The organism is Zhongshania sp. (assembly GCF_029212375.1).
Lineage (GTDB): Bacteria > Pseudomonadota > Gammaproteobacteria > Pseudomonadales > Spongiibacteraceae > Spongiibacter.
Window position 1 is genome coordinate 1 of record NZ_JARGNU010000021.1, and the last position, 23140, is coordinate 23140.

Consider the following 23140-nt stretch of genomic DNA (forward strand, 5'->3'; position numbering starts at 1 on the left):
GTCCATAGATGCGTTAACAACAACCAACAGCATGAATTTTTAATGTTTAAGCAAAGAAACCTACGGCCTTTAGAATTAAACCAACTTTTCTGGGTCTAGCAACATCGCCAATTCTTCGCGGCTTAAATCGGTCATTTCCACTGCCACGTCCAATACTGGCCGTTGCTCGGCGTAGGCTTTTTTGGCTATTTCTGCGGCCGCCAAGTAGCCAATAACGGGGTTAAGTGCAGTGACGAGGATTGGGTTGCGGGCGAGGCTATCGGCCATTACCGCCTCGTCTATGGTGAAATCGGCAATGGCTTTGTCGGCCAGTGCAAGGCAGGCATTGCTCAGTAGGTCGATGCTTTGCAGCAGGTTATAGGCAATGACCGGCAGCATAACATTCAGCTGAAAATTACCAGACTGCCCAGCCACAGTGATGCAGGCGTCATTGCCAATCACTTGGGCGGCAGCCATGGCCACGGCCTCGGGAATGACGGGATTTACCTTGCCGGGCATAATACTGCTGCCCGGTTGTAGTGCTGGCAGGCGAATTTCGCCCAGCCCCGCGAGTGGGCCGCTGTTCATCCAGCGCAGATCATTGCTGATTTTCATTAGCGCCACCGCCAAGGCCTTTAGCTGACCAGAGGCGGCAACGGCGGTGTCTTGGCTAGATAGCGCCTCAAATAGGGAATCATTGGGTTTAAAGCTCAGACCTGTATCAATACTGATCGCGGCGCAAAATTTCTCGGCAAATAAATCGGGTGAATTTACGCCGGTGCCCACTGCTGTGCCGCCTTGGGCTAAGTGGCAGAGTTGCTTTTGCGTATCTAGCAGGCGCTTACGCGCCTTGTGGCACTGCGCTGCCCAGGCCAAAATTTCTTGCGATAGCTTAATCGGCATGGCGTCCATAAGGTGGGTGCGGCCGGTTTTAATAACACCGCCAAACTCGCCAGCCTTGTGTTTTAGTGTTGCTTCTAAGTGTTCTAGGGCCGGAAGTAATTGATTGTGCAGGGCCAGCGCGGCACTGAGATGAATCGCCGAGGGAATCACATCGTTGCTGCTTTGACTCATATTAATATGGTCGTTGGGGCTTACCGCAAGGCCGCTGCTCTCGCTAGCCAGATTCGCCAACACCTCATTCACGTTCATATTGGTGCTGGTGCCGGAGCCGGTTTGAAACACATCTACGGGAAATTGGTCGGCAAACTCCCCCGCTAAAACCTGATCTGTTGCTGTGATAATCGCCTGAAATACGTCCTCGGCGAGCAGCTCTTCTTCGTGGTTTACCATGGCTGCGCAGCGCTTAATACGCACCACTGCGTGAATGAACTGCTTGGGTAGGGTCAAGTCACTGATGGCAAAATTGTCGAGGGCGCGCTGGGTCTGCGCTCCGTATTTAGCAGTACCTGGCACTTTTACTTCGCCCATACTGTCGCGCTCTAGCCGAAACGTGGTCATGGTAGATCCTCCCTAGCGAGTACATAAGCTGTTTAAAACCGGAATAACTAAAGCTGTTATCACCTTGGCGTTACACTGTGGCAATGATAATTCGTGTTATGTCCCCATAAGCCCTAAAATATAGCGGCATTAACACGGAGATCAATATGCCCACCGACTACCAACACGCTAGCACAGAACAGTGGCTAAAATGGGACAAAGACCATATTTGGCACCCTTATTCCTCGGTGCTAAATCCGCCCGCCATGATTCCGGTGGTCTCCGCTAAGGGCGTCAGACTGACCCTTGCCGATGGCCGCGAGCTTATTGATGGCATGTCGTCGTGGTGGTCGGCAATACACGGCTATAATCACCCAGTGCTAAATACGGCAGCCAAAGCCCAGCTCGATGATATGTCGCATGTGATGTTTGGCGGCCTGACCCACCCCGCTGCAGCCAGCCTTGGCAAACGTTTGGTAGACATTACCCCCGCCTCGCTCACGCGGGTATTTATCTCCGACTCCGGTTCGGTGGCGGTAGAAGTCGCCATAAAAATGGCCTTGCAATACTGGTATTCCGTTGGCCAACCCACTAAAACCCGCTTGCTGGCACTGCGCAATGGCTACCACGGCGACACCTTTGGCGCGATGGCCACCTGCGACCCCGTTACGGGCATGCACCATTTGTTTAATAAGGTTTTACCCGAGCACTTATTTGCCGAGGCCCCGCAAACCGCCTTTGGCGAACAGGCCACTGACGCCGATATGGCCAGTATTAAAACCCTGTTACAAAACCACCATCATGAATTGGCCGCGGTTATTCTGGAACCTGTGGTGCAAGGCGCCGGCGGTATGCGGTTTTATGGTGGCGACTATTTAAAACAATTGCGCGCGCTTTGCGACGAGTTCGACGTATTGTTAATTCACGACGAAATTGCCACCGGCTTTGGCCGCAGCGGCAAGTTGTTTGCCTGCGAGCACGCGGGCATAAGCCCCGACATTATGTGTGTGGGCAAGGCCTTAACTGGCGGTTATTTGTCATTAGCGGCAACCCTGTGCAGCGAGAAAATTGCGCAGGGCATATGCGAGGGCGAAGCTGGCGTGTTTATGCACGGCCCCACCTTTATGGGCAACCCGCTGGCCTGCAGCATTGCCAATGCCAGCATTGACTTACTGTTGGCCAGTGACTGGCAGAGTAATATTCAACGAATTGAGGCAGGTCTTAACGCTGGCCTAGCCGCCGCCGCAAACCTAAACAGTGTTGCCGCCGTGCGCTGCCTTGGCGGTATTGGCGTTATCGAAATGAAGGCGCCGGTAAATATGGCCAGCCTGCAGGCGCGCTTTATTGCCAAGGGCATTTGGATTCGGCCCTTTGGCACGTTGGTTTACACCATGCCTCCTTACATTATTAGCGACGCTGATCTGGCCCTGCTGTGTCAGCAGATGGTCGCCGCCTTGGCCGAAGAGGAATAATTGCCATGAGCAACGCCAATTTTAAAGCCCAGCTCCATGAAATTATTTTTGGCACCGAACCCGGCCCCGGCCGCAACTTCGATATTTTTCTCATTGTTATTATTCTCAGTAGCGTGGCGGCCTTATTTGCCGACTCGGTAATGCCTATCCATCGGCGCTATGGCGACTTTTTGTTTGCCATTGAAGTTCTGTTTACCGTGCTATTCACCTTAGAATACGCAGCGCGCATTTATTGTTCGCCCAATCGCCGCGCCTATATATTCAGCTTTTACGGCTTAATTGATCTGTTGGCCACCCTACCCACCTATCTCTCTTTATTCATTCCCGGCGCCCAACACCTATTGGTAATTCGCATTTTTAGAGTGCTGAGGGTATTTCGAATTTTTAAGCTTTTCCACTATGTGAGTGAAGCGAATGTGCTGGTGCGTTCACTGATATCTTCGCGACGTAAAATTTCAGTATTTCTTATGTCGGTGCTGACCATGATTGTGGTCTTCGGCGCGTTGATGTACTTAATTGAGGGGCCAGAGAATGGCTTTACCAGCCTGCCCCGCAGTATGTACTGGGCAATTGTAACCGTGACCACCGTTGGCTACGGCGACATTGCACCTCATACCCCGCTCGGCCAGCTTGTAGCCGCCATGGCCATGATTACCAGCTACGCTATTATCGCGATTCCCACGGGTATTCTCAGCGCAGAATTAATTCAAGAGAGTCAGCGAATGATCACCAACCGCCAATGCGATAGCTGTAAGAAATTTGGCCACGAAAAAGAATCCCATTACTGCCGTCACTGCGGCGAAAAGCTACCGCCACCACAATAAGCGAATTAAAAATTGAAGGGCAAGAAGAAGGCATAAAAAAAGCCAGCCGCGACAAGGAGGGGGGACGATCGCGACCGGCTGAGGAAAAGCATTACTCTGTAGTAATATTGTATGCCCAGCACATAGGTTTTGGGCAAAGAAAATCAGGCTTATTAAACCAATTAGCTAATAAGCCTGGCTTGCTCCTTAAAACATAAATCTGGCGCCAAGCTTCACGGTATCCATATCGCCTTCCCAGTTCGAGGCAGGCGCAGGAAAGCTGGAATCATCCAGATCAATTTTGTAGCAGTCGTATTCGAGCGCCACAACAAAATGCTCACTTACCTTTATATCGGCACCTATACCAACAAAAGGTTCATCGCCATCATAGCTTTGTTTTAGGCCAGCAACACGGACGTCTGCATCCCAAAATAATTGGCCCGCTTTTGCATAAATGCCAAGCTGCTCGGTTAGTGGCAACCTACCGACTACCGCTAGACCATAGCCGTCAACATCGGCTTTACCTACATCACCGCCAAATGAACCAAAATCAATATAACTCGCTTCAAAACCTAAAAATTGGTTTACCTGGGCGCCGATTAGGGCTTCTTTAAAATCATCATCTTCATCGAAGTCGCCACCACGATCCTTGTAACCACCGTAATTGGCACCTACATAAGCGTGTGGCCCAGCAGTTGGGTTTGCAAATGCTGTTGATGCTAAGCTTGTGGTGCCAACAACAGCGGCAAGTAAGGCCAAACTATGTGAATAGATTGCTCGCATAATGTCTTCCTCTATGAACTACAAAAAATTTCGCGTATTTCTATAGGCGGGCCACCGGCCCGCCAACGTCGGCTTACTCAGCCTCTTCTTCACGCTCTTGAATTGCTTGCTGGCGGCCCAAATACTCATCGCGGCTCACCGCGCCATTGGCGTCGCTGTCTATTGCGCTAAAGTATTGACGAAGCGACTGTTCAGACTGCGCCTCTTTCTCATCTAGTGCGCCGTCGCCATTTTGGTCAAGCGCGGTAAAAATGGCATTACTGGCATCATCAGAGCCCTGCATCGCTCCCTGATCTTGCATAGTGTCTTGACCTTGAAGACCTAAACTACCACTACCTTGCTGAGTGCCCTGCTGCTGAATGTCGGTGTTCACACCACCAGACGCTGCGCCGCTGCCTTGAATAGCGCCAGACATTGGCTCTGCTAAACAAAATGAACTTAATGCCAAACCTGCAAAAACTGCTGCTATCTTTTTCATGGTTTTCTCCTTAATTATTGCCAATTCAAAAATATAATTGGAATAATTTCTGATTTATCAAATTCACCAATGACAGCGATAATTGCTTTCCTCGTTGAAAGCCTTTTAACGCGGTGTCGAGTAGAGTATTGCAACCGCTGTGCCATAATTATTTTTCCTTTAAATACAACAAGTTAAAATATAGTACAGAACTTAGTCGCTCATAGGGCGGTCAAACTGTGGGCTTTTGGCAACACACTCGCAAAATTAAATATTTTAATTAATTATTTCAGTTACTTAGATAGTCTTTTTTTTGCAACACCGAAAATAATCGGCAACAAACGTGGTGAAAATTATATTTAACAGCAGAAAACTAAGCCTTACCCAGCAGTGGATAAGCACAACCTTACTGTCTATGCTGCCGCTGGTGATTGCAGTGGCTTACGCCGCGTGGGAGATGAGTTCCCAAGCGCGCGCTCAGCAACAGTTGGTTATGGAACAAGCCCAAATATCTCAGCTCAGTGTCGCGGTGCAAGAACTCAGCAAAGAAATTGAGCGCTCGGCTAGGCAATACCAATTACTGCAAGACGCCAGCCTATTAGAAATACTGAAAATTAAGCAGTTTCAGCTTAATTCAAGTCTCGGCGAGATCACCCTTCAATTACCAACCCTTAAAAATTCCGACACCATAAAGCGAATCGACGCGATTAGCGCCGACATTAATACCGTGTTGCGCAGTACCGATGCCACGCAAAAGCAGCGCTTAGAGCCGCTGTATACAAACTTAAAGGAAAGCAGTAATGCGCTATACCAGCAGTTAACCAAGGCTATTCAAAGCAACTTGCGCAAAGCAGAGCAGGAATTAAATAATGTTTTGTGGCGGGTGCTCATAACCGGATTATTGGCGCTGCCTGCCAGTTTGCTGCTCCTCGGCGCTAGCTCCGTAATTGTTACAAGGTCAATTCGCCGCTTATCCCTTGCCATTCACCACCTTGGCCAGCGCAGCTGGGACCAAAGCATTGAAATAGACGGGCCATCAGATTTAATTGAACTTGGCCATCGCCTTGAGTGGATGCGTTTACAGCTAATTAGTGCTGAGCAGCAAAAGGCGCAGTTCACCCAACACATCACCCACGAACTAAAAAGCCCGCTGGCTGCCATAATGGATGCCCAAGCCTTACTGGCCGAACAGATTCCCGGCAAAATCAATCAACAACAAATGGCGGTGCTAAAAATATTGCGCAGCCAAGCCGAAAATTTACAGGAGCTAATTCAACAATTACTCAATTTCAATACCGTGTCGCAGGGTATAGCCGCCCACCAAGAACAGGTCGATTTGAACGCCATGAGCAATAAGCTCATTGCACGGTATCGCAGCTTTTTACCCGACTCCTCTGCGCAAATAACCTGCTGCAATAACGCGGGACGTTTCACCGGCAACACCCAGTTGATTGAAATGATTCTGAGCAATTTATTGTCAAACGCTATTCACTTTTGCCGTGCGGGAGGCACCGTCACGGTGAATTGGGGGCATTGCACTATTGACGACGATGGGCACCCTCTAATTAGTGACGACGCCAGTAGTCATTGGTGGCTGCAAGTGAGCGACGACGGCCCAGGCATAGAGCTAGATGAACAAGAAGCCGTGTTCAGGCCATTTTATCAGGGAAAAAATAAACGCCGCGGCGCTTTAAAAGGCAGCGGTATTGGGCTTGCGATTGTTAAGGCCTGCGCGGAGCAGGCCAAAGCCACTCTAACGTTAAAATCTAGCAAACATAAAGGCGCAGAATTTACGCTCTGCTTTCCAAAATAATGATGGCGCACACTATGAAGAAGACCGTATTACTACTGCTTATTTCGCTGCTAAGCGCATGCGCACTTACTGGCGCCAAGGATGAAAATTTAGCGCTAAGAAGCGCGCCGGCACTATCACCTATGGCGGCTACTCAGACCGCGGGCGTAACACAAGTTGGCCCCGAGCCCGCTATTGGCCTACTCGCAAAACGCCAGGCTTGGTGTTTGTTACCAGAACCGGAACGCTTACAAGTTGATGAGGTGTTGCGCGCACAAAGCAACAATAGCAGTTTGTTTCAGCGCCTAATGCTTACGAGCTGCGCGCCAGATAAATACGCCCAACAAAGCCAAGATCTTATTAAAGCCCTTGATCAGCAGCAGCTGAGCGAAGCCGAACGCGCCTTGCTTGCACTTATTGATGTTGCCAATCGCAATTTGCTTCACACCCAGCGAGAGCGTGACACCTTGCGCATAAAACTGCGCGACACCATTGACGGAATCAGCAACATTGAAACCCAAATTAATAGTAGTGAAACTCCGCAGTAACGAGGTCAACAATGAATACTCAAAGCCGCATAAAAATCTTATTGGTAGACGACGATCCAGGTGTTTTGCAATTGCTGTCGATGCGCTTGGCGGCGATGAATTTTGAGGTGATTTGCGCCGACAGCGGTGACAGTGCGCTCGCAAAACTGCAATTGGAATGCGCCAATATTGTTATATCTGATTTGCGCATGGACGGCATGGACGGCATTGAGCTTTTTGAAAAAATTCAGCAGCAATACCCAGGCCTGCCGGTTATTGTGCTCACCGCCCACGGTTCTATAAAAGAGGCGGTGAACGCCACTCAAAAAGGCGTATTCAGCTTTCTTACTAAGCCAGTTGATAAGGACGAACTGCTGAGCAGTATTCAGCAAGCCCTAAATTTAAGTGCCAACACCGCATTGAGCACGGGTATAGAAAACAACATTATTACCTGTAGCGCGAAAATGCAGCAACTGCTGGAGCAGACCAAGCTCCTCGCGCAAAGCGATATCAATATTATGATTCGCGGCGAAAGCGGCACTGGCAAAGAGCTATTGGCCAGCGCCTTACAAGCGGCGAGCAGCCGCGCCGACCAGCCCTTTATCGCCATTAATTGCAGCGCGATTCCCGCCGAGTTGTTGGAGTCTGAATTATTCGGCCATATAAAAGGCGCCTTCACCGGCGCCAGCCGCGACAACAAAGGTTTGTTTGCCAGCGCCGACGGCGGCACAGTATTTTTAGACGAAATTGGCGATATGCCGGCGCCCTTGCAAGTGAAATTACTGCGCGTATTGCAGGAACAAAAAATACGACCGGTGGGCAGCCACCAAGATATTAATATTGACGTTCGGGTGCTGTCGGCAACCCACCAAAATCTGGAAGAAGCGATTAGCGAAGGCCGGTTCCGCGAAGATTTATATTACCGCCTAAATGTTGCTTCACTGTGTTTGCCTGCGCTACGCGAACGACGTGCTGACATACAGCTATTGGCTAAACATTTTCTAGACCAAATTGCGGCGCGTAATAGCTATAGCGCCAAAAAATTCTCGCCGGCGGCGCTGTGCGCGCTAATGGCCTACGATTGGCCAGGCAATATACGCCAGTTGAGCAATATCGTTGAACAGCTCGCCGCGCTAACACCAGCGGCAATTATTGGCGAGGCGCAAACCATTGCCGCCCTCCCGAAATCCAGTATTCCGAGCAAGGAAATGCCGCCCCTCGCTGACGCCCGCAAACTGTTTGAGCGCGAATATTTAGAACAAATACTATTACAGACCCAGGGCAATGTTACCGATGCCGCGCGGCAAGCTGGTAGAAATCGCTCAGACTTTCATAAGCTCATTAAAAAGCACCAGCTGAACCCCGACTTATTGCGCAACGCGAAAAAGCTCAGCGGGGAATAAGGCTACATATATTCTTTGTTTGCGCTGCGACCATCGCCATCGGCTCGCAAATAGCCTTTGCTGCTCACCCAGCCCTGCGGGGTGTAAAAACCCCATTTCCGAATTTTTGGCCCTGTTATAAACAGGGTTAGGCTGTCGGGAGTTTTCAATAATAGGCGATGAGGCGCGCGACCTAATCTTGCGGTGAGCGAGCCAGTGCTCAAGGTGCGTGTACTAGCCGGCATTTCCTCTTCGATCTCGCCGCGCAGCACCATCGAGTAATTGAATAGCCACGGATGGTCGTGCAAATTAACATCGGGATCGTTGCCGGTGACATGGTGCAGGTAAACATTAAATAGGCGGTTTCTGGGCACAATATGCCAGCGCCGCAGATAATCGACGCCAATAACCTTGGTGGGTGGACCTTGAATAATTTTTTCTGCTTTCGCCTGGCAAAGCGAGAGGATTAAAGCCGGTACGCGCATAACATGGTGCTCTTATTGCAAATCTCTATATACCCCGCCCGCATACTACCACTCGTGGCAATACAGGCAATGGCTTAGCCGCTAAATGGCGTCGGCAGCGGCATAAAGACCAGCAAGCGCTTAGCTTAAACCACTGCCATGGCCTCGAAATGCGGCACCACTTCGCTGATTTGAATACGGGGTATTTGGTCGGTGTAATTGGGGAGATCAGCCATGATTTTAGCCACATGGGGTGAAAAGCCAGCCTGAAACTCGTCAATAGACACGCAGTATAAATGGCCCATGGCAATATACAGCGGCGGAGCGCCCGCCTCTTCGCCAACAATGCCCCGATCTATGGTGTAAGACAGGCAATAATCGCCCATCAGCTCTTTTACCATTGGAAAGTGCTCGTCCCGGTAATAGGCGTGGTCAAATCGAGCGCCTGGGGCGTAGGGATACATCACACTGACTTTAATCACGTCGAACTCCTTGTATATCGCTCGCCATTGCTAAGGCTATTAGCATTTTGAGTCGAGCTATTGATGTTGCACAACATTTTTAGCAGGTATCTGGCGACAACGGCAAGTATTATTGGCTGAATTTTACCAAGCTCTGACCTCGCTAATCCCTTAGAATAGCGTAACCCCTAAACAAGCACCGGAGGCTAGGTATGGCGTCATTACAAGAGCAGCTTCTTAAAGCTGGCATGGTCGATGAGAAGAAGGCCAAAAAGATCAAGCAGGAAAAGCGTAAACAAGCCAAGCAGCCCAAGGGCACGGTTATTGTTGACGAAACGAAGGAAGCCGCCAAACGCGCTCTGGCCGAAAAATCGGCCCGCGACCGCGAGATGAACCGTCTTCGCCAAGCCGAAGCCGACAAAAAGGCGGTTCACGCCCAGATCATTCAGCTCATCACCCTCAACCGCATTGACCGCAGTCGGGGCGATATTGCCTACCAATTTACCGATGGCAAAAAAATCAAAAAAATCTTTGTCGACAGCCTACTCCAAACCCAATTGGTTAAGGGCGTCATTGCTCTGGTTAAGCTTAAAGAAGGCTATGAGCTAGTGCCCGCCGCCGTGGCCGAAAAGATTAAGCAGCGCGACGAGTCGGCCATTCTGGTGCACAACGACAAAGCCACCAGCACTGCCGACACCGTAGAAGAAGATGACCCTTACGCGGCCTACCAAATCCCCGACGACTTAATGTGGTAATTTGTTATTTTAAACCCTGATATGAACACGCCAACAAACACCAGAAGCAGCGCCTTGCAGGTGCTGCAAAGCGTCTATGGTTACGAGTCATTTCGCAACCAGCAAGCCGATATCGTAGACCACATCATTAGCGGTGGCGACGCCCTGGTGTTAATGCCCACTGGTGGCGGTAAGTCTCTGTGTTTTCAGGTGCCGGCGCTGGTTCGCGAAGGCACCGCAATTGTCATTTCGCCCTTAATCGCGCTCATGCAAGATCAAGTGATGGCCCTGCGCCAAAATGGCATAAAGGCTGCCTTTTTAAATTCCAGCCTCAATGGCATGGAGGCTAACGAGGTAGAAAACCAGCTGATGAATGGCGAGCTGGAACTGCTCTATATTGCCCCCGAGCGGCTGATGATGCCGCGCATGCTACAGCTATTAGACAATGCGCCGCTGTCGCTATTTGCCATTGATGAAGCCCACTGCGTGTCGCAGTGGGGGCATGACTTTCGCCCCGAGTACATCAAACTTACGGTACTCCACGAGCGCTTTCCCGACATTCCGCGCGTCGCACTAACGGCGACTGCCGATGGCCCAACCCAGCGTGAAATTATCGAGCGCCTGTCTCTGCAGAATGCGCGGGTTTTTAACGACGGCTTTGATCGCCCTAATATTCGCTACCGCATCACTGAAAACCAGGGCACCGCGCGCGAGAATTTACTGCGTTTTATCCTTAATGAACACGAGGGCGAAGCGGGTATTGTCTACTGCCTATCCCGCAAGAAAGTCGACGAAATCGCCCTGTGGTTGAGCAGCAAAGGCATGACCGCCCTGCCCTATCACGCGGGTTTGAGCAACGAAGTTCGGCAGCAACACCAAGAGCGCTTTCTGCGTGAAGACGGCGTAATTATTGTTGCCACCATCGCCTTTGGCATGGGTATCGACAAGCCCGATGTGCGCTTTGTTGCCCACCTTAATTTACCCAAAAGCATTGAAGCCTATTACCAAGAAACCGGCCGCGCCGGCCGCGACGGCCAACCCGCTAATGCGTGGATGGCCTACGGCCTGCAAGATGTAATTACCCTGCGCCAAATGCAGGGCAACTCCGGCGCCGAAGAAAGCCGCAAACGATTAGAGCAGCACAAGCTCGACGCCATGCTCGGCCTCTGCGAACTCACCACCTGCCGCCGCCAAGCCCTGCTTCGCTATTTTGACGATGTGCTCGACCACCCCTGCGGTAACTGCGACAACTGCCTAACGCCACCAGAAACTTGGGACGCCACTGTCGCCGCCCAAAAAGCCCTATCCTGTGTTTACCGCACAGGGCAGCGATTTGGGGTGAGCTATTTAGTTGATGTGCTGATGGGCAAAGAGCACGACCGAATCAGCCAATTTGGCCACGACAAAATTTCAACCTACGGCATTGGCACCGAGCTTAACGCCACCGAGTGGCGCACCCTATACCGGCAAATCATTGCGCGGGGCCTACTGCGTGTAGACGTAGAAGGCCACGGTAGCGTCCAGCTCACCGACACCGCCCGCCCCATACTCAAGGGCGAAACGCTGCTCACGCTGCGCAAAATGGTGAAAGTGAGCAAAACCGAACGCCGCAACGCCAAGGCTTATACCGGCTCGGGCAACGCAGTATTGTGGGAGGCGCTACGCGAACACCGCAAAGCGCTGGCCAGCGAGCAAGAGATTCCGGCGTATATGATTTTTCACGACGCCACACTCGCGGAGATGAGCGAACGCCAGCCCCAAACCCTAGAGCAACTTAGCCGTGTTTCTGGGGTTGGCCAGAGCAAGCTAGACAAATACGGCGCAGGCTTTCTTGAGGTTATTCTCGCCAATATCAACGCCCAGCCCGCCGAAGACATCAACGACACTACTGCCATTAGTATTGCCCTGCTGAAACAGGGGGCTAACCCAGACGCCATTGCCAGCGAGCGCAAACTCGCACTCACCACCGTTTACGGCCATCTCAGCCAAGGCATTGCCAGTGGTGAGCTCAAGCTCAGCGACGTCGTCACCTTGAGCGACACCGCGTTAAAAGAAATCCAGTTCGCCTTTGAGCACAGCGAAGACGGCAAAATGAAGCCAATTTACGAGATGCTCGACGGCGAATACGATTACAACGTGCTTAAATGTGTCAAAGCCTCGCTGCACCCAAACTAAATTGAATCACCGCGACCACAAGCAGCAAGACTATTGAGGGCATTGCGCCCTCAATCCAGCTTACAAATCTACGTTGTGATACACGTTTTGCACGTCATCTAAATCGTTAAGCATGTCCATAAACTTGTCGAACATCGCCACATCATCACCTTCGATGGTAGTGGTGTTCTGGGGCAAAAACTGAATTTCATCCACATCAAAGTCGGCAATGCCCAGCTCAATTAAGGCTTGCTTGGCTTTAAAATAATCGGTGTTTGGCGCAAATACCGAGATTTTACCGTCTTCATTTTCAATATCGCTGACATCCACATCAGCTTCCATTAGGGCTTCAAGCACCGCTTCTTCGTCATCGCCGGCAAAAACGAAAATCGCCGAGTGATCAAACATATGACTAACGCTACCTTGCGTACCAATTTTGCTCTTGGTTTTGGTAAAGCAGAGCCGCACATCGCCAAAAGTGCGGTTGGCGTTATCAGTTAGGCAGTCGATAATCACCATGCAGTTACCTGGGCCATAGCCCTCGTAGCGCGACAGGGTAAAATCTTCACCACCGCCACCTTTAGCCTTGTCGATGGCCTTTTCAATAACATGGGTTGGTACTTGATCTTTTTTGGCGCGTTCAATCATGCCCCGTAAGGCTAAATTTCCAGTGGGATCTACGCCACCGGCTTTGGCGCACACATAAATCTCGCGACCGTACTTGCTATAGACTTTGGCCTTGGCGTCTGAGGTCTTGGCCATGGAATCTTTGCGGTTTTGGTAGGCTCTGCCCATTGCGCTGCTCCGCTTTATTAACAAAGACGCCGATTTTACAGATAGGGGTTTGCTTAGGGAATCTTTTCGACTAATAAAAGCGGGGGGAAAGTTATTCTCGGCTGTGCAACACCCATTATTTTTGCCGCGACAGCACTTACGCCGCACCATCAGCACCAATCACGCTCACCCCCTCTCGGGATATTTTTACTTAGAACCAACAGGCTAAGACGAGGGGTTAAATTAACAGCCTTCAGGCTTCATGGCTAAAAAGGCGGTGTGGTAACGCTGAATCAACTCGAAAACAGCCTTTGATGCGATAGGCCCGTCCTCGTTCAATAAAGGTAGTCGACTGCCTTCCTCACCCATTAAGTCGCGCAGCGTATTTAAAAAACGGTTAACAACCAGTGACCGGCCAACATAAAACAAGGCATTACTCTTGTCTGCCAGAGTTTCTTCAAGATCCAACTGCATTGCTTCTAGCAAGGGCATATAGAGTTCGTAGTCTGCATTGGCCACAACGTTTTCGATGTAAAGATCAGACATAAGCAACCTAGCATTAACGTTTAAATACTTAAAAACAAGAACCAAGTCATATCAGGATGATATTTAAGCATTAAGGCCTTGCATTTTAATGGTACTCGTTCAAATATAGGCGTTAGTGAGTGAATTATCAATAATAATTAGCGCGTAGGCATCGCCAGTAACATGGTCACCACCCGCCAAGCAGATAAACCCGTAACCGCAGACCAAGAAAAAACACTAGCGGTTGCATTTAAGCAATTTGTACCAGCACTAATAAGAAAAAAGTGAAAGCGCTAAATCTAACTGTAAACGCAATCTCATAACTCGCGTCGCTCATCAATGAACAGCAATATAATAAGGGAATATTTTATTAAGCCACTGATTTCAAAAACAATAATATAATGCTGATATTATTATCAATAACTTTGTTGACAATATTATCAATATGGGTAGAATTATTTTGGCTGCGACTCAATAGCCGAGCAAATACTCCCATATAAAACGAATAAGGTGAGGACAATTTAATGCACCTAGGATATCTAAACTGCGCGGATGAGCTAGATAAACTCGACGCAAACAATCGCCGTTCCTTTTTGAAAAAAACCGGCGCAGCATTGCTGGTTGCCGGCGCGTCGCCAGCGATGGCATTTACCGCCCCGAAATCGGCAAAAGGCAATGGTGGCGGCTTCGACAGCAAAGGCCGAATGGGAATGTCGACCGGCGAAGACTGGATAGACACCTTTTTTAATGGTGGCGCTAAAGAAATTATTCACTACTACGCCGATGATTTTGTATTTGAAGACATTACATTCTTTCAAACCATCGAAACCAAAGAAGAGTTATACCGCGCATTTCTGCCCTTTGACAACAATGGCCCTGATTCACCGCTAGGTGTTCACCAGTTCGACATTATTCGTTACGACGGCGGCCCAGCCGGCGATCGCACTGCCCTATTGCGCCAAGGCGTTCCCGAGGGCTATAGCGAAAGTGAATGGAAAATGTGGAGCGCTGCAGCCAGTACTGGCGCAGATCACGACTACGACGAATGGGCAGTAATGAACTGGGTATGGAAAGCCAGTCACAACATGGACTTCCTCGGTTTACCCGCTAAGGGTAAGACCACACACACCCGCGGCATCACGTTTCACTGCTATAAAAACAGAAAAATTGTCCGTGAATTCACTTACTGGAATTTTCGTGACGTCGCTATTCAGCTTGGCGCATTCCCCGAGCCGAATAAGTTTTGGTTAAAAAAATAAAGCCAATTTATCGCAGCCGTCTTGGCTGCGACATTTTTTAGCAAACAAAACAATAACTGCGCATCTGCGCAACTAAACCAATGGGTGTTCTCAAATGACAAGGTTTCGTTTTAAACCGATTGTGCTCGCTATTGCCGCACAATCTCTAGCTTTCGCGCTTCCCGTTCACGCGGAAGCAGAGCAAGCCGTCAAGGAAAAGCCGCAGAAATACTCGCGCGCGCTAGAGGAGGTTGTCGTTACGGCGCAAAAACGCGAAGAGAACGCGAATGACGTTCCCATATCAATCCAAGCTTTTAGTCCTGGTCAGCTCGCTGCATTTGGCGTGCAAAACACCACCGATTTAATGAAAATCACCCCAGGCCTCGACATGGGCACCCAAGCCGGCGACTTTACCAGCGTGTTTATGCGCGGTATTGGCTCCGAGGCATGACTGAGCTCTGACCCTAGCGTAGCAACCTATGTTGACGGCGTTTACTACCCATTTTCGCCTTCCGTAGCGCAAAACCTGAAAGGTGTTGAGCGGGTAGAAGTATTAAAAGGCCCACAAGGCACCTTGTTCGGTCGTAACGCGGTTGGTGGCGCAATCAACGTTGTTCTTAAAAAGCCCGACTTTGAAGACACTTGGACAGAAATATCGGTGTCTGGCAGCAAGGCTGAAGACCGTGATATATACGACGTTGGGATGTTTGTTAACGTTCCCCTCACCGACAACGTCGCAATGAACTTTGCATCCACCTTTTCCCAAGACACTAAAATTTTTAGCGACGACAGCACCATTAACGACAAGCCAATACCGGCCGATAAATTATTTGGCGCGCGTATGATGCTACGCTGGCAGATTTCTGATCGCGTTGACACCCGCCTGACCTTGCAGGGTGCAAAACGTGATGGCACCTCAACGCTCGCGGCTAACATTAACCCTACGCCGCTTGGCACAGCGGTGGGCATTGACGGCGAAGATGGTCGCAACTACAAAGTAGACCCCGATCTACCTATTTTTGGCCATTTGCAATCCTTCGTCATATCTAGCCAAACAGATTGGTTTTTCGACAGCTTCGACATGAAGTTACTGCTTAGCCATCAGGCGCACAGCAATCCATATAACTACGACTACGACGGCACCTCATTCCCAGGCGCGTCTTTTATTGTACATAGACACGAAGCCGATATTGACGAGGCCGAAATTCAGTTCTTGTCTAACGAAGGCACGCCATGGTCGGACTGGCTAACACTGACAGGTGGCGCTTTCTACTTTAAAAATGAGCAAGGCTTTGACCCCGTTGAACTGACCGTTGGCGGCCTAGACCCCACCAACCTAAGCTCGGTTGGGGTTGAGCTTCCAGAGGCGCTAGCAGACTTACTTTCGTCAGTAACCGAGCCTCTATTGGGCGGCGTAAAAACCCCGGTATGGTCCCTATCTAATATTGGCTTGGTTGAAACCGAGTCGTGGTCGGTGTTCTTGCAAGCAACCGCCAACATCACCGAGTGGATGGCCTTAACGCTTGGCGGCCGCTACCAGAACGAAGTGCGCGGAGTAGCCCAGTCTCAAACATCCGTTAGGCTACTAAACGGCACGGAACTGCCATTAGTTGTGTGGAAAGAAGCTCGAGATGAGAACGACGACCCCCATCCTCTTAGCGATGTAACCAAAGGCTTTACACCGAAAATTGCATTAGATTTCAGACCGTTCGATGACGGAACACTCTTCTATATGTCGTATCAAGAGGCGGTAAAAGCCCACTCTTACAACGCCTTTGCGTTCTACTTAGCACCCGCTTACGTAGAGCCAGAAGAAACCGTAGCCTACGAAATAGGCCTAAAAACCACCTTATTTGAAGATACCGTTCAGTTGAATTTAGCGGCCTTCCGCTACGAAATTCAAAACCTGCAAACGCAGTCTATCTCGCTCACCAACGGTGGCGCACTGTCGCTCGACACTGCTGGTAGCTCTGAATCTCAAGGTTGGGAATTCGACATTAAAGCCGACATTTTCCCAAGTATATTTGGTAATTTAATAGGTACGGTTAACGGCACCTTCCTAGACGCCACTTATACCGATTATGTCGACGGCGCTGGCCATGATCCACAAACCGGTATTTTCACGCAAAACAATGACTTTACCGGCAATAACGTTACCCGCTCGCCCGAGTTTACTGGCTCTGCCTCAATCGCAAACACGTGGCTGATCCCTGGCGGCCCGCTCGAAGCAACCATTAGCTACTATTACAACGATGGCTTCTTCTATGCAGCGACCAACGACCCACGTTTCTCGCAACCCAAATATGATCTTTGGGGCGCGCATTTAAGCTACCTGCTTGAGGACTCAAACCTGCGCATAACCCTTTCAGGGCAAAACCTAAAAGATGAGTTCTACACCGCCGGTATGCTCAAACTGGATTTTGGCGCCATGGCCTCACTCGGTACACGTCGTACTCTTGGTCTACGTTTGGATTACGAGTTCTAAGATATCCCAACGCACCAATATAAAAAACAAAGTGAAACGACAAGTTCAAAAGGTGAACACTGTGAAAAAATTGATACGGAACATTATTGCGCCAACGACCGCACTACTCCTACTGGCCTCTGGCTCAGCCTTTGCGCAATATGATGAAGGTGGTAGCTCGGCAGCACCGGCAAACAGCAGCGGCACAACGGGTAGTAAGTCTTTTACAAGCTACCTAGACGTAATGTACAGCTTGCAAAATAGTGACGACGACGTGCGCGGCACCACAACCACACAAGGTGGCGGTGGCGGCTTGGGCGGAATTCTCGGCGCTGGCGGCAACAATACAGATCCAGTACGCGACCCTGTTCTAGATAAGGGCCAAGGCTTTGCAATATTGGCGGGGTTTAGACGCAAAGGCTGGTACGGCTTTGAGTTTGGTGGCAGCTACGCAAAAGACGAAGATGTGCAAAAGCAAAGCCTGTTGTTTAACACGTTGATATACCCGTTCGAAAACAACTTTTACATTAAATTAGCGAGTGGTGTAACCCGCTACGTCGAGTACCCACTGGCGCAAAGTGTCGACTCATTTGAAGATAGCGACGATGACTTTATCACTATTAATTATGGTGCAGGTATTGGCTATGTATTTCCATTCGAAGTTGCCGACACCCCGCTCGGCATCCGTGCGGAAGTGGTATATCACGTCGCCGACCGCTTTCTCGAGCGCGAAAACGACTTTGAAGAGGACATAAACGCGCCAGGCAATCTAAAAGAAATTCAGTTTAATGTTGGTATTCGCTTCCCATTGAGGTAGCCAAACATACACAAACCGCAGAACGGTGGATCTGCGGTTAAGTAAACTTGCTTTCCCATGTTCTAGGCGTTGCAGTACTGTTTAAAGATAGTTTAATCAAACTGTGACGCAGTTTTTGTTTGTTAATTGACACATTTATTAATAACGCTTTTAATTAGGCGTGTATTGGCTAAATCTCCCAATTCAAATAATGAGGCTTAATATGACTGCAACGAAAATTAAACGTACGCTGCTCGGAATCGCCTGCGCAACAGGGATGGCAGCAATGCCATTCGCCGCATCTGCACAAATTTCCGGCGTCGCGCTACCTATCGACAATCTAACCGTGCTTCTCGGTTCAAGCGGTGGCCTCAACGGCCTATCAAGTTTAGGTGGCGGATTAGGCGACCTCGGTGGCCTGACCGGCGGTTTAGATGGTTTAGGCCAAATCACCACGGTTCTTGGTGGTGCAACGGGCGCCATTGGCGTTGAGATCCCTGATTTTGGGTATGGACTTCTCGACGGCGGCTTAGCAACCCTAAGTGCATTAGGCCTCGATATCCTTCAAGAAATTTTGGGCGGCGGCGGTATTAGTGCAATTCCGCTACTTGGTGGCGATATAACCGCCTTCCTTACCCCAGACGGTCTAGTAACCGGCCTCACTGAACTGGCAAGCAGCCAAACACTGCCAATCGCAATACCAGTAGTAGGCCCCCACCCACTTAAGCTATATGCTCCCGTGGTATTAGCAATACTAGATACTCAGGGCCTGCCAGTTGGAAATATACCGCTGCCATTTTAAAGCGCGGCCACTTGTCGCAAGCACTGGCTAACGCAATTTAGCCAGTGCTTGTGACGGTATATAGATAAGCAAATTATATTAATAATTCAGAATATAATACAAAAATAGCGCGGTGTTCTGAAAGGCTATTTCTAGTGACAAGTAAAATTAGCCGCCATTTCAAACTCGCCTCATGCCAATAAATTTACTACGCCAATAAGCCCAGCGCTACTTAATAAGTTCGGCTATGGCATTCAATATATCGAGAAATCAACATTTTAATTCCGCGCAATATTTACCGCGGTAAAAATCTATAGGCGCGCCACAAAGTAATATTTTTATAAAAAAAGCGCGCAAATAACAAAAACACAATTCCACTATTGACAATACTGTTAATATCTATATTCTATATTGACAATATTATCAATAAACATAAGATTACATCAATTAAGCCTTCGGCTTGGATCATGATTTACATATGGAGAACACCATGGGTGCTGAATCAGGCGCGCGACCACGCGCAACAAAAAAATCCGGTTTTGTATACATTAAACCCGCCAAGCGTAAAGCAACACAGTATGAAGAAATCACCCTTCATACCCAGTGGGACCCGCGCAACTTTGCCGTGGCAGGATGGTTTAATTTAGACAAAAACGGCCAGCCACCATGGCGTGAAGATGCCACTAAACTAAAGGCTACAGATTGGTGGGAGTTTCGCGACCCTAACGCAGAGTGGTTCCGACCTTTTGTGAAACGCCAAGCCGATATTGGCCGCGCCATTGAACAAAGCATTGCGGGCGCCAAACGCGCCAACACCTGTGCCGCATTCGATCCGTCTTGGGTTGAGTTTTTGCAAACCCACTACGCCGCCTACCGCTTTGCTGAATACGGCTTATTTTTGGTGCTATGCCAAGCTCAGCGCGAAGCGGGTTCAGACGTGGTAGCGCAACCATTAATCTTCCAGAGCGTTGAAAAAGACCGTCACGCGCAGGACATCACCTTGTACTGCATGGAGCTAGAATCCCAAATCGAAGGCTTTAGCGATGCGCGCGCCAAAGATGTTTGGATGAATGCCCCCGAATGGCAAGGCTTGCGCAGAGTTACCGAATATCTTCTCGCCTGCCGCGACTGGGGAGAAATTTCGTTTGTCGTCAACTGCCTATTAGAACCACTAGTTTCTTCGTTGATTTGTCGAGACCTAATTTTACGAAATGCACCCCGTCACGGTGATGTCATTACTTCGGTTATTGCTCAAGCGGCGGAGGCCTGTCGTAAGAACAATGCCGACTGCACTAAGGCATTTATCGAACTGTTACTTAAGCAAGCGCCAGAACACAATCTCGCCGTAATCGATGGCTGGCTTAGCACATGGCTGCCACTGGTTGAGCAAGCAGCACAGGATATCACCCCCCTGTTTGCTACCTTGGCGCTGTGTGCCACCGATGGCAACGATGCGCTGGCCGCAGTTAAAGCCGAATTTAAGCTACTTATGGCCGAACTTGGCCTCAATACAAATGTAGAGGCCGCCGCATGAGCACAATCAAAGCAAACCACACTGTTTCCGCCAAGCTGATGGGCGGTGAAGAAGCCGGCATTATTTGCGACTTAATGGAAGAGCTCCACGAGCATGTCGACATAATCGACAGCGGCTCCTACGTTTCAATTGAAACCCAGCAAGAAGAATTGATTTTTGACATGGAAGAAATTACAGAAGTCATGGGCCACTCCTATTCGGTCTCTAACTTTCTATCCATTCTTACCACTTACAAAGGCTTTATCGAAGTGAACGACGACAATGTCGTAATCCGCGATAACGGCTAAGCGAATAGATAAAGGAGCACGCAAATGAAAATAAGTGAAGCTTACGACCGCGTTAAGGCGATTGACTGGGAACCGAGCTATATTACTCCCGAACAAAAAACAGTAGAAACCACCAAGTTTCATATTCATAACACCAAACCCAACGACCCATTTAAAACCTTCGTGCGGGAATACTGTGAGCAAGAGCTAGAGAAAGACGACCGTCACTACGCTCTTCTGGAGGCCGCTGCCCGCTTAAATACTGGCGAGCCAGATGCGCGCTGGGTCGAAGGTATGAAATTCGGTCTTTCAAATCTGGTTGGCGTCGAATACGCAGCCGCCCGCGCCATGGGCCGAATGGCCAGAACCGTTGCCCCAGTTGAACTGCGTCAAGGTTATATGATGCAGATGCTCGACGAGATGCGTCATTCCAATTTAGAAATGAACGTCATTCGCCACCACATGCGTTCTTGGAAAGATCCTGTCGGTTTTGACGTTGCCGCCAAAGCCGGCGCCAGCAGTGTTGGCAGCAGTATATTTCGCTCAATGGTCGAAGACCTTATTACCAGCGACCCTGTTGAAACCGCTATTGGCTTACAGGTTTTTGTTGAAACCGCCTATACCAATTTATTCTTTGTAGGCCTGTCGTCGCACGCTTCGGCCCACGGCGACGACATGCTCGCCTCCACCCTACTCACCATTCAGTCTGACGAAGCCCGACATATGGCCAACGGCTGGTCTACTTTGTCATCGCTACTTCAAGACGATCGCAACCTCCCCATGATTCAGAAAGCGATGGATAAATGGTCGTGGCGCATACACTGCAGCTTTGGCCTAGGGAATATGCTGTTTGGTGATTACTTTGTAAGAAAGCGCACTGAGTCAGCTAAAGAAATGACTATGCGCTGGGTATTTGACGATTTCTACGGCGGATTTTATCAAAAGCTGGAAAAATTCGGCATTAAGCCACCGCCGCATTTAGATGAAATGATTACCGATTTGGATTGGATGTCGCACTCTGCGGCCATTTATATTTTTGGCGCTTGGCCAACGTTCTTCCATCGCTATGACGGTCTTAACGACGACGACTTTGAATGGTTTGAGAAAAAATACCCCGGCTTCTACAAGCACTTTGGTGGATTCTGGGAAGCCTACGGTAAATGCACCGACCCAGAAGAAGGTAAACTTATTTTGAAAGAAATGGGTGGTCTGCCCAACTTCTGCCAAGTCTGCCAGCGGCCAACTATTTTTCCGCGCCCAGATATCAGCCAACAGCGCGCGTTTAAGCTCAAAGATCAAACCTTTATTTTCTGCTCAGACGGCTGCCAAGAGATATTCCTAGAAGAACCCCATCACTATGTGGGCTTTAAAAACTTTTACGACCTCTACGAAGGTAAAGAGTTATCAGAAATTATTCAGGAACTGGGCTTTGTGCGTGCCGACGGTAAAACCCTAATGGCCCAGCCCGAGCTAGAGCCGAAACGACTGTGGACACTAGACGACGTGCGCAAAGCTAACTACATCGTTGAGCGGCCACAACCGCCAGCATTCCGTTAATTAACGACCGGCAGCGCGGAGGTTATTTCGTGAGTTACACCATTTCATTAGAACCCTTTGGTGTTGATTTTGAATGCGGCGAAGACGAGACCATACTCGACGCCGCCTTCAAAGCCGGCCTATCCCTTCGCTATGGCTGCAAGCATGGCGGTTGCGGAGGCTGTAAACACCAAATCACAGAGGGCGAGGTTGACTACAACGACCACGCCACCGCTATTTCGGAAGAAGAACAAGAAGCAGGTATTGCACTACTGTGCTGCGCCTACCCAGAAGAAGATATCGTTATAAGTTTAGATGACGACTACAAGCTCGACGATCTCACGCCAGAATTTCCGGTGCGGGTTTTCGACGCGAAAATTGCAGGCATCGACTTTGTTACCCACGACACCGTGCATCTGCGCCTTGCGAGCAATAGCAGCGACAATTATGGGTTTCACCCCGGCCAATACTTGGAGATTCAAGTACCCGGTAGTGACGATTTATGGCGCTGCTACTCCATGGCCAACTTACCGAATGCCCAGGGCAATACCGAACTTGTTGTTAAAGTGATCCTTGGCGGCAAGTTTAGTGAATACCTAAAAAGTGCCAGTTTAGGCGCGGCTGTTAATTTTCGAGGACCTTACGGCCAGTTCCAGCTATCGGAAACCCAAGCTGAAATCATTCTGATTGCCGGTGGCTCCGGTATGGCGCCAGTTATGTCGATGCTACGCCAATTGGTGAATGAAAAGTCTGAGCGCAAGGTCTCATTTTATTATGG

General features: G+C 49.6%; 22 protein-coding genes and 1 pseudogene. 16 read left to right on the plus strand and 7 right to left on the minus strand.

Annotation, left to right across the window (positions count from 1 at the left end; genetic code table 11):
• Positions 1-75: 75 nt before the first annotated feature.
• Positions 76-1440 carry an aspartate ammonia-lyase gene (locus P1U47_RS16260; RefSeq protein WP_301030243.1) on the minus strand — a complete coding sequence of 455 codons (1365 nt, stop codon included), beginning with the start codon at positions 1438-1440 and terminating at the stop codon, positions 76-78.
• Positions 1441-1586: 146 nt separating this feature from the next.
• Here P1U47_RS16260 and bioA point away from each other — a divergent pair, with 146 nt between their 5' ends.
• Together bioA and P1U47_RS16270 are read left to right on the plus strand one after the other, a co-directional pair.
• A complete protein-coding gene (bioA, locus tag P1U47_RS16265) occupies positions 1587-2891 on the plus strand; it encodes an adenosylmethionine--8-amino-7-oxononanoate transaminase (RefSeq protein WP_301030244.1) in 1305 nt (434 codons plus the stop codon).
• A 5-nt stretch (positions 2892-2896) separates the two neighbouring features.
• Positions 2897-3715: an ion transporter gene (locus P1U47_RS16270; protein WP_301030245.1), complete on the plus strand. Its 819-nt coding sequence runs from the start codon at positions 2897-2899 to the stop codon at positions 3713-3715.
• Between the two features lie 186 nt (positions 3716-3901).
• Here the strand turns inward: P1U47_RS16270 and P1U47_RS16275 are convergent, their stop codons facing one another.
• The gene (locus tag P1U47_RS16275) at positions 3902-4477 is read right to left on the minus strand and encodes an outer membrane beta-barrel protein (protein ID WP_301030246.1); all 576 of its coding nucleotides are present in this window, start codon (positions 4475-4477) and stop codon (positions 3902-3904) included.
• 73 nt (positions 4478-4550) lie between these two features.
• Positions 4551-4955, minus strand: a complete 405-nt coding sequence (locus tag P1U47_RS16280; RefSeq protein ID WP_301030247.1) for an EF-hand domain-containing protein — start codon at positions 4953-4955, stop codon at positions 4551-4553.
• A gap of 325 nt (positions 4956-5280) precedes the next feature.
• Between P1U47_RS16280 and P1U47_RS16285 the strand changes: the two genes are divergently transcribed.
• The 3 genes from P1U47_RS16285 to P1U47_RS16295 are packed head-to-tail and all read left to right on the plus strand — an operon-like array spanning position 5281 to position 8656.
• On the plus strand, positions 5281-6747 hold the full coding sequence (locus tag P1U47_RS16285) for a HAMP domain-containing sensor histidine kinase (protein WP_301030248.1): 1467 nt from the start codon (positions 5281-5283) through the stop codon (positions 6745-6747).
• Between the two features lie 14 nt (positions 6748-6761).
• Positions 6762-7274, plus strand: a complete 513-nt coding sequence (locus P1U47_RS16290) for a hypothetical protein (RefSeq protein ID WP_301030249.1) — start codon at positions 6762-6764, stop codon at positions 7272-7274.
• An 11-nt stretch (positions 7275-7285) separates the two neighbouring features.
• The gene (locus tag P1U47_RS16295; RefSeq protein WP_301030250.1) at positions 7286-8656 is read left to right on the plus strand and encodes a sigma 54-interacting transcriptional regulator; all 1371 of its coding nucleotides are present in this window, start codon (positions 7286-7288) and stop codon (positions 8654-8656) included.
• Between the two features lie 2 nt (positions 8657-8658).
• On the opposite strand, the gene P1U47_RS16300 is transcribed toward P1U47_RS16295, so the two are convergent.
• Together P1U47_RS16300 and P1U47_RS16305 are read right to left on the minus strand one after the other, a co-directional pair.
• Entirely contained in the window at positions 8659-9120 is a 462-nt protein-coding gene (locus tag P1U47_RS16300) for a hypothetical protein (protein ID WP_301030251.1), read from the minus strand.
• A gap of 125 nt (positions 9121-9245) precedes the next feature.
• On the minus strand, positions 9246-9581 hold the full coding sequence (locus P1U47_RS16305) for an EthD family reductase (RefSeq protein ID WP_301030252.1): 336 nt from the start codon (positions 9579-9581) through the stop codon (positions 9246-9248).
• 191 nt (positions 9582-9772) lie between these two features.
• Between P1U47_RS16305 and P1U47_RS16310 the strand changes: the two genes are divergently transcribed.
• Together P1U47_RS16310 and recQ are read left to right on the plus strand one after the other, a co-directional pair.
• Positions 9773-10315, plus strand: coding sequence for a DUF2058 domain-containing protein (locus P1U47_RS16310; protein ID WP_301030253.1), 543 nt, complete (start codon positions 9773-9775; stop codon positions 10313-10315).
• 21 nt (positions 10316-10336) lie between these two features.
• Positions 10337-12469 carry a DNA helicase RecQ gene (recQ, locus tag P1U47_RS16315; RefSeq protein ID WP_301030254.1) on the plus strand — a complete coding sequence of 711 codons (2133 nt, stop codon included), beginning with the start codon at positions 10337-10339 and terminating at the stop codon, positions 12467-12469.
• Positions 12470-12529: 60 nt separating this feature from the next.
• Here recQ and P1U47_RS16320 read toward each other — a convergent pair whose 3' ends face one another.
• Both P1U47_RS16320 and P1U47_RS16325 read right to left on the minus strand, forming a co-directional pair.
• The gene (locus P1U47_RS16320; RefSeq protein WP_301030255.1) at positions 12530-13243 is read right to left on the minus strand and encodes a YebC/PmpR family DNA-binding transcriptional regulator; all 714 of its coding nucleotides are present in this window, start codon (positions 13241-13243) and stop codon (positions 12530-12532) included.
• Positions 13244-13465: 222 nt separating this feature from the next.
• Positions 13466-13768 (minus strand): hypothetical protein, encoded by a 303-nt coding sequence (locus tag P1U47_RS16325; RefSeq protein ID WP_301030256.1) that lies wholly within the window; start codon positions 13766-13768, stop codon positions 13466-13468.
• 503 nt (positions 13769-14271) lie between these two features.
• Here P1U47_RS16325 and P1U47_RS16330 point away from each other — a divergent pair.
• The 9 genes and pseudogenes from P1U47_RS16330 to P1U47_RS16370 all read left to right on the plus strand — a co-directional run.
• On the plus strand, positions 14272-15006 hold the full coding sequence (locus P1U47_RS16330) for a twin-arginine translocation signal domain-containing protein (RefSeq protein WP_301030257.1): 735 nt from the start codon (positions 14272-14274) through the stop codon (positions 15004-15006).
• 94 nt (positions 15007-15100) lie between these two features.
• Positions 15101-15577 (plus strand): annotated as a pseudogene (locus tag P1U47_RS16335) (Plug domain-containing protein); the annotation flags it as partial.
• 252 nt (positions 15578-15829) lie between these two features.
• Positions 15830-17470, plus strand: coding sequence for a TonB-dependent receptor (locus P1U47_RS16340; RefSeq protein ID WP_301030292.1), 1641 nt, complete (start codon positions 15830-15832; stop codon positions 17468-17470).
• Positions 17471-17531: 61 nt separating this feature from the next.
• Positions 17532-18266: a hypothetical protein gene (locus P1U47_RS16345; protein WP_301030258.1), complete on the plus strand. Its 735-nt coding sequence runs from the start codon at positions 17532-17534 to the stop codon at positions 18264-18266.
• A gap of 202 nt (positions 18267-18468) precedes the next feature.
• Positions 18469-19047 (plus strand): hypothetical protein, encoded by a 579-nt coding sequence (locus P1U47_RS16350; protein WP_301030259.1) that lies wholly within the window; start codon positions 18469-18471, stop codon positions 19045-19047.
• Between the two features lie 469 nt (positions 19048-19516).
• Entirely contained in the window at positions 19517-20560 is a 1044-nt protein-coding gene (locus P1U47_RS16355; protein ID WP_301030260.1) for a hypothetical protein, read from the plus strand.
• On the plus strand, positions 20557-20847 hold the full coding sequence (locus tag P1U47_RS16360; RefSeq protein WP_301030261.1) for an MmoB/DmpM family protein: 291 nt from the start codon (positions 20557-20559) through the stop codon (positions 20845-20847). The genes P1U47_RS16355 and P1U47_RS16360 overlap by 4 nt, the downstream gene beginning before the upstream one ends.
• 24 nt (positions 20848-20871) lie before the next feature.
• Complete coding sequence (locus P1U47_RS16365; protein ID WP_301030262.1) at positions 20872-22383, plus strand: hypothetical protein; 1512 nt, start codon at positions 20872-20874, stop codon at positions 22381-22383.
• 29 nt (positions 22384-22412) lie between these two features.
• On the plus strand, positions 22413-23140 hold a 728-nt coding region (locus P1U47_RS16370; RefSeq protein ID WP_301030263.1), incomplete at its 3' end, for an FAD-binding oxidoreductase.

Coding starts and splice junctions, on each gene's coding strand:
- P1U47_RS16260 (WP_301030243.1), bottom strand. CDS start 1,440: ATGACCACGTTTCGGCTAGAGCGCGACAGTATGGGCGAAGTAAAAGTG.
- bioA (WP_301030244.1), top strand. CDS start 1,587: ATGCCCACCGACTACCAACACGCTAGCACAGAACAGTGGCTAAAATGG.
- P1U47_RS16270 (WP_301030245.1), top strand. CDS start 2,897: ATGAGCAACGCCAATTTTAAAGCCCAGCTCCATGAAATTATTTTTGGC.
- P1U47_RS16275 (WP_301030246.1), bottom strand. CDS start 4,477: ATGCGAGCAATCTATTCACATAGTTTGGCCTTACTTGCCGCTGTTGTT.
- P1U47_RS16280 (WP_301030247.1), bottom strand. CDS start 4,955: ATGAAAAAGATAGCAGCAGTTTTTGCAGGTTTGGCATTAAGTTCATTT.
- P1U47_RS16290 (WP_301030249.1), top strand. CDS start 6,762: ATGAAGAAGACCGTATTACTACTGCTTATTTCGCTGCTAAGCGCATGC.
- P1U47_RS16295 (WP_301030250.1), top strand. CDS start 7,286: ATGAATACTCAAAGCCGCATAAAAATCTTATTGGTAGACGACGATCCA.
- P1U47_RS16300 (WP_301030251.1), bottom strand. CDS start 9,120: ATGCGCGTACCGGCTTTAATCCTCTCGCTTTGCCAGGCGAAAGCAGAA.
- P1U47_RS16310 (WP_301030253.1), top strand. CDS start 9,773: ATGGCGTCATTACAAGAGCAGCTTCTTAAAGCTGGCATGGTCGATGAG.
- recQ (WP_301030254.1), top strand. CDS start 10,337: ATGAACACGCCAACAAACACCAGAAGCAGCGCCTTGCAGGTGCTGCAA.
- P1U47_RS16320 (WP_301030255.1), bottom strand. CDS start 13,243: ATGGGCAGAGCCTACCAAAACCGCAAAGATTCCATGGCCAAGACCTCA.
- P1U47_RS16325 (WP_301030256.1), bottom strand. CDS start 13,768: ATGTCTGATCTTTACATCGAAAACGTTGTGGCCAATGCAGACTACGAA.
- P1U47_RS16330 (WP_301030257.1), top strand. CDS start 14,272: ATGCACCTAGGATATCTAAACTGCGCGGATGAGCTAGATAAACTCGAC.
- P1U47_RS16340 (WP_301030292.1), top strand. CDS start 15,830: ATGCTACGCTGGCAGATTTCTGATCGCGTTGACACCCGCCTGACCTTG.
- P1U47_RS16350 (WP_301030259.1), top strand. CDS start 18,469: ATGACTGCAACGAAAATTAAACGTACGCTGCTCGGAATCGCCTGCGCA.
- P1U47_RS16355 (WP_301030260.1), top strand. CDS start 19,517: ATGGGTGCTGAATCAGGCGCGCGACCACGCGCAACAAAAAAATCCGGT.
- P1U47_RS16360 (WP_301030261.1), top strand. CDS start 20,557: ATGAGCACAATCAAAGCAAACCACACTGTTTCCGCCAAGCTGATGGGC.
- P1U47_RS16365 (WP_301030262.1), top strand. CDS start 20,872: ATGAAAATAAGTGAAGCTTACGACCGCGTTAAGGCGATTGACTGGGAA.